Source organism: Pseudolactococcus raffinolactis NBRC 100932 (assembly GCF_001591765.1).
GTDB classification, from domain to species: domain Bacteria; phylum Bacillota; class Bacilli; order Lactobacillales; family Streptococcaceae; genus Pseudolactococcus; species Pseudolactococcus raffinolactis.
In genome coordinates, this window is the sequence record NZ_BCVN01000051.1 from 1 (window position 1) to 8,391 (window position 8,391).

Here is an 8,391-nt window from a genome sequence, read left to right on the forward strand (position 1 = left end):
AATAAGTCAGGGGATCTGTTCACAGTCTTTTATTTATTTTTCAGTCTTTCTTTTTCGCCTCAAACATATTCTGAAGCATGTTTTGTGCGGTGTAGATGGATTTGTTAAAGTTGAGCATGTAGCTTATGATGACGACTATGATGAGATAAGGCATGAGCGCATAGCCGAAGACTTCGCAGCCAATCAGAATTGGTGCCCAAAAAGTGTTGGTAGCTGAGGCAAAGACAGCAGCGTAGCCGAGTGCGGCGACAAAGGTGACGGGAAGACCTAACGCCAATCCGAGTGTTGCACCAAGTGCTGCGCCAATGGCAAATAAGGGCGTGACTTCACCGCCCTGAAAGCCGATTGCAAGCGTTAGGACAGTCAACAGTAGCTTCAAGGCGAAATCCCAAGCCAATATTTGCCCGCCACTAAAGGCTGCAGAAATCAAGTTAGTCCCAAGTCCTGAATAACGGCCATGTTCTAACATGGTGAAGGTGATGGAGAGAATAGCGCCGCAAGCGGCAACTTTAAGGTAAGGGTTTGGTAACCAAGTCGTCAAGCGTGATTTGACCTGTGTTAAGAGCCAAGCGAATGCGAAGCCAGTAAGCCCAAAAATCGTACCTACAAGTAATAATTTAGCAATTAAACTAGCGTCAAGGGCTGGTAACTTGGTCAGTGCAAATGTAAATTTTTCGAGACCCAGAAAATGCGAGGTCTGAGCAGCAACAGTACTCGCAATAAGAGCAGGGACAATTGCCCGATAGTAGATGGCACCAGCGACTAAGGCTTCAAGTGCAAACAAAGTTGCCGCAAAAGGGGTCTGGAAGAGACCGCCGAAACCAGCTGCCATCCCAATCATCACGATAATATGACGATTTTTAACCTTGAAGACATCTCCTAAAAAGTTAGCGAAGGTTGCACCAATCTGAACAGCAACGCCTTCACGACCCGCAGAGCCACCAAATAGATGCGTCAGCCAGGTTGCGACCATAGCAAGTGGGATGAGGCGTTTGGGAATCACCTCATCTGACTGATGACCCACACTAAAAACTAAGCCCATGCCACGACTAGCTGTCTTGCCAAATCGATCGTAGAAAAAGACGATCAATACACCAATCACTGGTAAAAAAGGAATCAGATAGTTAAAGTGTTCGAGTCGAAAGTTTGTCACGCCTATCAGTACTCGACCAAAAAGAGCATCAAGAGATCCAACAACTAAGCCGATAATAACGGCCAAGCCAGACCAAATTAGGATATTTCGGTAATAACTTTTCAATCTTTTAACACTTTCTCCTGATAAGCGCGTGAATTTTTAAGGATATCTTTAAAGGTATTGACCACTGTCTCTGTGTAATCAGGATCGACAACTCGACTTGCGACGCGGTCTAAAATCACGAGTTCACGTGAATTGTCCAGTACTCGCCCACCGGTCATTTTTTTAAAAGTCGCGACCTGTGAAACTAAGGTCATCCGCTCTTCTAAAAGTTGAACGATTTGGGCATCTAAGGTATCGATATCTATGCGAATGTCATCAAGGTTCATGTTTATCTCCAAAATTTGCTATAATAGTTATATTATAGCAAAAAATAGGTGAAAAAAATGACGAAAACGGAAAAGTACGACTTAGCACTCCGACAAATTGATGCCCTGCTTGATGAAACAGGCAATGCTTTATCTAATCTCAGTAATGCCAGTGCCTTATTGCGCGGTGTTTTACCCCGTTCTATCTTTGTCGGCTTCTATCTTTTTGACGGTGAAAAACTTGTCTTAGGTCCCTTTCAAGGTGGTGTATCCTGTGTTAACATTGCCCTAGGTAAAGGCGTTTGTGGTGAAGCTGCTGAAAAAGCGGAGACGATGATTGTGCCAGATGTCACGCAGCATCAAAACTATATCGCCTGTGACTCAGCAGCACGTTCTGAGATTGTCATCCCCATGTTTAAAGAGGGACAACTCATCGGTGTGTTAGATTTAGATTCAGCTGTCGTTGATGACTATGATCAGATCGATCAAGCGTTCTTAGAACAATTTACCGAGATTTTGATCGAGAAAACAGACTGGCAGTTTAGTCAGTTCACTTTAAAAAATGAGGCAATAAAATGAGTTATCAAGCCCTATATCGTAAATATCGCAGTCAACGCTTTGACGAAATGGTCGGCCAAGAAGTGGTGGCGAGAACTTTAAAAAACGCCATTATCACGGATCAGATTTCCCATGCCTATCTCTTTTCTGGTCCACGTGGGACAGGGAAAACATCTGCCGCGAAAATTTTCGCCAAGGCCATCAACTGCCCAAACCAAACAGATGGTGAGCCGTGTAATACCTGTGAAATCTGTCAGGCTGTAACTAATGGCTCGTTAGAAGATGTCATTGAGATGGACGCGGCGTCGAATAACGGCGTCGATGAAATCCGTGACATTCGGGATAAGTCAACCTACGCACCGTCTCGTGCTAAGTACAAGGTCTACATCATTGATGAGGTCCACATGCTAACGACGGGGGCTTTTAACGCTCTCTTGAAAACGCTGGAAGAACCGACGGAAAATGTTGTCTTTGTTCTGGCAACGACCGAGATTCAAAAAATCCCAGCAACGATTTTATCTCGGGTGCAGCGTTTTGCCTTTCGCGCCATTACTAGCCATGATATCACCCAACATTTATCAGAAGTACTGACAGCAGAAGGTGTGACTTTCGACGAAGCTGCTGTCGCCCTAATTGCCAATGCAGCCGATGGCGGCATGCGTGATGCGCTCTCGACCTTAGACCAAGCCCTGAGTTTCGCAGAAAATGGCTTGACCCTGGACGTTGCACTTTTAGTGACTGGTGCCATTTCCAAGCAAGCCCTGGATGCTTATATTTCGGCAATCGCTGACCAGCAGGTGGAAAACGCCCTCACCCAGCTGGATACCATCTTCGCAGACGGCAAGAACATGATCCGCTTCACCGAAGATCTGATGTCGCATTTTCGTGACATGCTCTTAGCTGAAACACCTACGGTGAATGTGAGTAAGGCTCAAGTTTTTGCCTGGATTGATATTGCAACGGAGACTTTGCAAACGCTGAAAAATACGACGCAGGAAAAAATTGCAGCAGATGTGATGACCATGCGGTTGTCAGAAGCCCTCAAAACCGCTGACTACTCACAAGTGATTGCTGATTTGCAACACCAAGTGTCAGCCTTAACACGTCAACTCGAATCTGGTCAGTTTCAGTCGACGCAAGCTCCCCAGCAAACATTGCCAGAGAAAAAAATCGCACCAAAAGCAGGTGGCAATTATTTCAGTAAAGACTTCGTTTTCAAAGCTTTATCTGAGGCAACAAATGAAGCACGTCAAGCGATTCAAGGCGCTTGGGAAGAAGTCATTAACTCTTTTGATAGTGGTTTTGGCAAGTCTATGCTTCAAAATACCTCAGCCGTGGCAGCCTCTCAGCAATTTGTTGTCGTGACTTTCAAGAGTGAATTTACAGCTCAAAAAGCAACACAAAGTCAAGATTTACAAGTCCAGTTCGGTAATTTCATGTCTAACATCGTCGGTTTTGCACCGGAAATTATCGCCCTGACTGATGCGGATTGGTTATCAATCAGAACAGAATATGCGCAACTTCGTAAGCAACAAGCAGTGGGAGGCGATGAGACACCGCAAGCTGAAACAGCACCAAAAGAAAATGGTGTTGTCGATCAAGCCCAAGCCTTGTTTGGTGATGTAGTTGAAGTAATTGAGGATTGATAATCTAAAATTGATATAAAAAAGCTATCTCATAAGAGATAGTCTTTTTTAATAATTTAATCCTGCAAGAAACGTGTTAAAAATTCTTTTGTCCGGTCTTCTTTTGGATTGACAAAAATTTCTTCTGGTGTGCCACTTTCAGCGACGACACCTTTATCCATGAAGATGACACGGTCAGACACTTCGCGGGCGAAGGCCATTTCGTGCGTTACGATTACCATGGTCAAGCCGCTTTCAGCTAACTCTTTCATCGTTTTTAGAACTTCACCGACCATTTCAGGATCTAGTGCACTAGTTGGTTCGTCAAACAAGAGAACATCAGGATTCATTGACAGGGCGCGGGCGATTGCCACACGTTGTTTTTGACCACCTGAGAGTTGACTTGGCTTGGCATTGACAAATTTAGCCATACCAACAGCTGTCAGGTTTTCGATGGCAATTTTTTTCGTCTCATCACGCTGCCGTTTCAGTACGGTCGTTTGTGCCACGATCACATTTTCTAGGACATCAAGGTTATTGAAAAGGTTGAAAGATTGGAAAACCATGCCCAGATGGGTACGATAGTTGTTGAGATCATAACCTTTTTGAAGGACGTTTTCACCCTTGTAGAGAATTTCACCAGATGTTGGTTGCTCAAGCAAGTTGATGGAGCGAAGCAAGGTTGATTTACCGCTACCTGAGCTTCCGATAATCGAGATCACTTCACCAGAAGCGACGGTCATGTGGATGTCTTTGAGGACTTCGTTTTGTCCGAATGATTTTTTGAGATTTTTAATTTCAAGTACGATATCACTCATTTTTCGCCTCCTAACTCAGCAGTTGCTTCTTCTAGTGTTACTTGCATTTGGTTGGCGCCTGTCGTATACGTTTCAGAATCAAGTTTCTTCTCAACAAATCTTAAGATACGTGTGACGGTAAAGGTTAAGACGAAGTAAATAGCTGCAATGATAGTAAAGGTTTGGAAATATTGGTAGTTTTGTTGCGCGACCGTATTCCCTTGGAAGAAAAGCTCGGTAATTGAGATAACGTTCAAGACAGACGTGTCTTTGATGTTGATGACAAATTCATTACCTGTGGCAGGGAGAATGTTACGAATAACCTGTGGCAAGACAATCTTGCGCATGGTCTGACCGTGATTCATCCCCAAAGCACTAGCGGCTTCAAATTGACCTGTATCAACGGCGAAGATCCCACCACGCACGATTTCACTCATGTATGCCCCAGTGTTGATTGAGACGATGAGGAGAGCGGCTAAGGTTTTATCCATAGAAATGCCAAGGAATTGAGCTGAACCGTAGTAGATGACCATGGCTTGTACGATCATAGGCGTACCACGGAAAATTTCAACGTAAATGTTGATGAGCCAGCCGACAAGGGTTTGCAAGAAAGCAAGCGCGCCGTTGGCTGATTTTTTAGCAGTACGGAAAACACCAATCAAGAGACCGATAAAGGTTCCGATAAAAGTCCCGATGATCGAGATGAATAGCGTCATACCAGCAGCACGAACGAAATCACCACCATTGTCCTTGATAATTGAGCCGACTTGTGCCCAGAAACCAGTTTCTTTATCCGTATGTGTTTGAAGGCCAACCATGTCATCCATGATCTTAGTTTGCTCAGCTTGACTCATGCCTGCAAGCACTTCATTGATCTTATCAAGATTTTTATCACCCTTGCGTAGACCGACAGCTGTCTGCGTGTCTTCAGGACTGGTTTTGAACCCCTTGCCCTCAGCAAACGTGATCATTTTAAATTTTGCATTTTTTGACTCAGCTGTAATCCCTTCAGGACGCTCACCGACATAACCATCAATGGTACCAGCTTCAAGGGCAACGCGCATGGCCGAAAAATCGCCCATAGCAGGTTCTTGTGTGGCACCAGTCATTTGAGGAATTAGATCGTAATGGAAAACGCCTTGTTGACCAGTGATTTTAGCGCCTTTGAAATCATCGATAGACGTCGCTTTGGCATATTTACCGTCTTTTCTGACCATGACAACCAATTGACTCGTATAGTAATTTTGGGAGAAATCAATCTCTTTTTTACGTTCAGCAGTCGGGCTCATACCAGCGATAATCGCATCGATTTTACCAGAAGTCAGGGCAGGTAAGAGGCCGTCCCATTTCGTTTTGACAATCACCAATTTTTTGTCTAGTTTGTCGGCAATCTTCTTAGCGATTTGAACATCATAGCCGTTAGCATATTGGTTACTACCGTCAATCTTGACAGCACCATTGGCTTGTGTTTTCTGGGTCCAGTTAAAAGGCGGGTAGCCTGCTTCCATGCCGACACGGAATTCATTGTCATCACTGGCCGCACTGACAAATGTCGTGGGTACAAGACTGAGGACAAGAAGTGTCGCAAAGATAAGTGAAAATATTTTTTTCATTAGGTCTCTTTCTAATCTCTATAGGTTATCTCTTAATTCTACTAAAAATTGACTGAATGTTCAATATAAATCAGTCAGTATTTTGCTTGCTGATAGGATTATCGTTAAAAAACAGATAATATACACAAAATTCGAGTTGGTTTTGTTATAATGAAATCAAACAGTTGTAAAATTCAGAATAAGAAAGTAGATAAAATGGAATTTATTAAAGCAATTATCTTAGGGATTATCGAAGGGATCACGGAGTGGCTACCGATTAGCTCGACCGGACATTTAATATTGGCTGATGAATTTATCAAGCTCAAACAATCCACTGAATTCATGAATATGTTTAATGTTGTGATTCAACTTGGTGCTATTTTAGCGGTTGTTGTGATTTATTTTAAAAAGCTCAACCCATTTGACGCGAGCAAAACACCACGTGAGACGCAGCTGACTTGGCAACTGTGGTTGAAAGTGATTATTGCTTGTATCCCAGCAGTTATTATCGGTCTGCCTTTGGATAACTGGTTGGATGCGAATTTTCATAAATTTGTCCCTATCGCATTGATGCTAATCATTTATGGTTTTGCTTTCATTTATGTAGAGAAGTGGGCGAAGACACGACCAGATACGTTGACTGATCTCGATCGGATGTCTTACCGCTTTGCCTTTTATATTGGCTTGATTCAGGTCTTGTCATTAATGCCAGGGACGTCTCGTTCAGGTGTGACCATTCTTGGTGCGATTATTCTTGGCGCGTCACGGTTTGTGGCGACGGAGTTTACCTTTTTCCTTGGGATTCCGGTCATGTTTGGGGCGAGTCTCTTGAAGATCGTCAAATTCATGTTCAGCGGGGTAGGCTTTAGTTTTTCTCAGTTTGCCATTTTAATGGTCGCTAGTGTGACAGCCTTTCTGGTATCTATCGTGGTCATTAAATTCCTGATGGACTACATCAAAAAACATGATTTTACTTTCTTTGGGAAGTATCGTATCGTACTTGGTGCAATTTTGTTAGTCTACGCCGGTATTTCAGCGATGTTTGGCTGATAAAAATAGGTGATGAACAATTTCCAATATTGATTGGGGATGTTCATCGCCTATTTTTGTATCATTTTTTAAAGGATAAAAAATTTCGTTTATTAAAAGCAATAGAAAAGCAAACTAGAGCATGATTAACTCAGTTTGCTTTTATTTTGGAACATCTGACCTTTAATGGAGCTTTTATGTTAATGATGACCTTTTATGCATGATAGATACGTTTGTAATATTGTGACACCTTATAATCGCTTAGGTCGTCAAAACGTTTTAAGGCCTCGTCCATTTGTTGATTGCCCTGTTCAGAATCTTCAAATACTGCTATCCAGTAACCTTCTACTAGTTTTCGAAGATTGTTAATGAACATCGTCTGTTTTAAGTGGTGGCTATCAACATGTGCGAGAGTATGCTGTGCTAATTCTTTATAACCTTTTGCAATCAAGATTGCAACAGCGTGGTATGCGACATGTGAAAAACGTGTTCTATGGTTTAAGGAATTGAAAATAACATGTCCATCAATTAAAAATTGATCAAGGATATAAGAGATTTCTTTAGCATTTAAATGTTTCAAACTTAAGTACAACGTAGAAAGGTCGATATCTCGCCAAACTTTAATATTTTCAAAATAGTCAATTAGTGCTCCGAGTTCGTCAAATGTTAAGCTATCATACTCCCCCTTAATTGCTAAAGCGAGATATATTTCATCGATTTCACATGCTTCTTGATATAATTCCGACATTTTTTGAGGTTGATTCAAGGCGTGAGTAGTTATGATTTTTTGAATTAATAGTTCGTGTATATCAAGTTCAAAGTCATTAAGTAGATTCTCGTACTCACCTAATGTTACTGATAAAACTTGTAAAGCCGTTGTGAGTTTATCAAACCCCAACATGGATTCCCCTCGTTCGAACTTTCCCAATGAGGACTTAGAGATACCTAATTGTTCGAAATAAATCAAATTAAAGCCTTTTTGTTTTCTTAATTTTAGGAATGTTTCGCCATACTTTTTGTAAATCATAATTAAAATACCTCCTTGAAAAGTAAAATTAAAATGTAAAATACGTAGAAATTATAACAAAATTCATAGAAATGTTCAAGATGTAAAACACTTGATCTGATGGTAGATATCTTGATTCTGTATATGGTTGTTTCGCGTTTTAATGAAAAAAATAAAAAATACACCAATAATGTTACTAAAAAACAAAGCCTGATAAATTCCAAAATACATTAAAAATAGTGGGAACTAGAGCGGTTGAAGCATTGTATAAAATTTAAAAC

General features: G+C 41.7%; 8 protein-coding genes. 3 read left to right on the forward strand and 5 right to left on the reverse strand.

The window, feature by feature from the left end:
• Positions 1-40 precede the first annotated feature (40 nt).
• Both LRA01S_RS09800 and LRA01S_RS09805 read right to left on the reverse strand, forming a co-directional pair.
• Entirely contained in the window at positions 41-1,258 is a 1,218-nt protein-coding gene (locus LRA01S_RS09800) for a chloride channel protein (RefSeq protein WP_061775448.1), read from the reverse strand.
• Positions 1,255-1,524 (reverse strand): chorismate mutase, encoded by a 270-nt coding sequence (locus tag LRA01S_RS09805; RefSeq protein WP_061775449.1) that lies wholly within the window; start codon positions 1,522-1,524, stop codon positions 1,255-1,257. Before LRA01S_RS09805 ends, LRA01S_RS09800 begins: the two co-directional genes overlap by 4 nt.
• 57 nt (positions 1,525-1,581) lie before the next feature.
• Between LRA01S_RS09805 and LRA01S_RS09810 the strand changes: the two genes are divergently transcribed.
• On the forward strand, positions 1,582-2,082 hold the full coding sequence (locus LRA01S_RS09810) for a GAF domain-containing protein (protein WP_061775450.1): 501 nt from the start codon (positions 1,582-1,584) through the stop codon (positions 2,080-2,082).
• Positions 2,079-3,707 carry a DNA polymerase III subunit gamma/tau gene (gene dnaX, locus LRA01S_RS09815; RefSeq protein ID WP_061775451.1) on the forward strand — a complete coding sequence of 543 codons (1,629 nt, stop codon included), beginning with the start codon at positions 2,079-2,081 and terminating at the stop codon, positions 3,705-3,707. Before LRA01S_RS09810 ends, dnaX begins: the two co-directional genes overlap by 4 nt.
• A gap of 56 nt (positions 3,708-3,763) precedes the next feature.
• Here the strand turns inward: dnaX and LRA01S_RS09820 are convergent, their stop codons facing one another.
• Together LRA01S_RS09820 and LRA01S_RS09825 are read right to left on the reverse strand one after the other, a co-directional pair.
• Positions 3,764-4,504 (reverse strand): amino acid ABC transporter ATP-binding protein, encoded by a 741-nt coding sequence (locus LRA01S_RS09820; protein WP_061775452.1) that lies wholly within the window; start codon positions 4,502-4,504, stop codon positions 3,764-3,766.
• Positions 4,501-6,096, reverse strand: a complete 1,596-nt coding sequence (locus tag LRA01S_RS09825) for an ABC transporter permease subunit (RefSeq protein WP_061775453.1) — start codon at positions 6,094-6,096, stop codon at positions 4,501-4,503. The genes LRA01S_RS09820 and LRA01S_RS09825 overlap by 4 nt, the downstream gene beginning before the upstream one ends.
• A gap of 195 nt (positions 6,097-6,291) precedes the next feature.
• Here LRA01S_RS09825 and LRA01S_RS09830 point away from each other — a divergent pair, with 195 nt between their 5' ends.
• Positions 6,292-7,125 (forward strand): undecaprenyl-diphosphate phosphatase, encoded by an 834-nt coding sequence (locus LRA01S_RS09830; RefSeq protein WP_061775454.1) that lies wholly within the window; start codon positions 6,292-6,294, stop codon positions 7,123-7,125.
• 193 nt (positions 7,126-7,318) lie between these two features.
• Here LRA01S_RS09830 and LRA01S_RS09835 read toward each other — a convergent pair whose 3' ends face one another.
• Positions 7,319-8,131 (reverse strand): helix-turn-helix domain-containing protein, encoded by an 813-nt coding sequence (locus tag LRA01S_RS09835; RefSeq protein WP_061775455.1) that lies wholly within the window; start codon positions 8,129-8,131, stop codon positions 7,319-7,321.
• Between the last annotated feature and the right edge of the window lie 260 nt (positions 8,132-8,391).

Coding starts and splice junctions, on each gene's coding strand:
- LRA01S_RS09805 (WP_061775449.1), bottom strand. CDS start 1,524: ATGAACCTTGATGACATTCGCATAGATATCGATACCTTAGATGCCCAA.
- LRA01S_RS09810 (WP_061775450.1), top strand. CDS start 1,582: ATGACGAAAACGGAAAAGTACGACTTAGCACTCCGACAAATTGATGCC.
- dnaX (WP_061775451.1), top strand. CDS start 2,079: ATGAGTTATCAAGCCCTATATCGTAAATATCGCAGTCAACGCTTTGAC.
- LRA01S_RS09820 (WP_061775452.1), bottom strand. CDS start 4,504: ATGAGTGATATCGTACTTGAAATTAAAAATCTCAAAAAATCATTCGGA.
- LRA01S_RS09825 (WP_061775453.1), bottom strand. CDS start 6,096: ATGAAAAAAATATTTTCACTTATCTTTGCGACACTTCTTGTCCTCAGT.
- LRA01S_RS09830 (WP_061775454.1), top strand. CDS start 6,292: ATGGAATTTATTAAAGCAATTATCTTAGGGATTATCGAAGGGATCACG.
- LRA01S_RS09835 (WP_061775455.1), bottom strand. CDS start 8,131: ATGATTTACAAAAAGTATGGCGAAACATTCCTAAAATTAAGAAAACAA.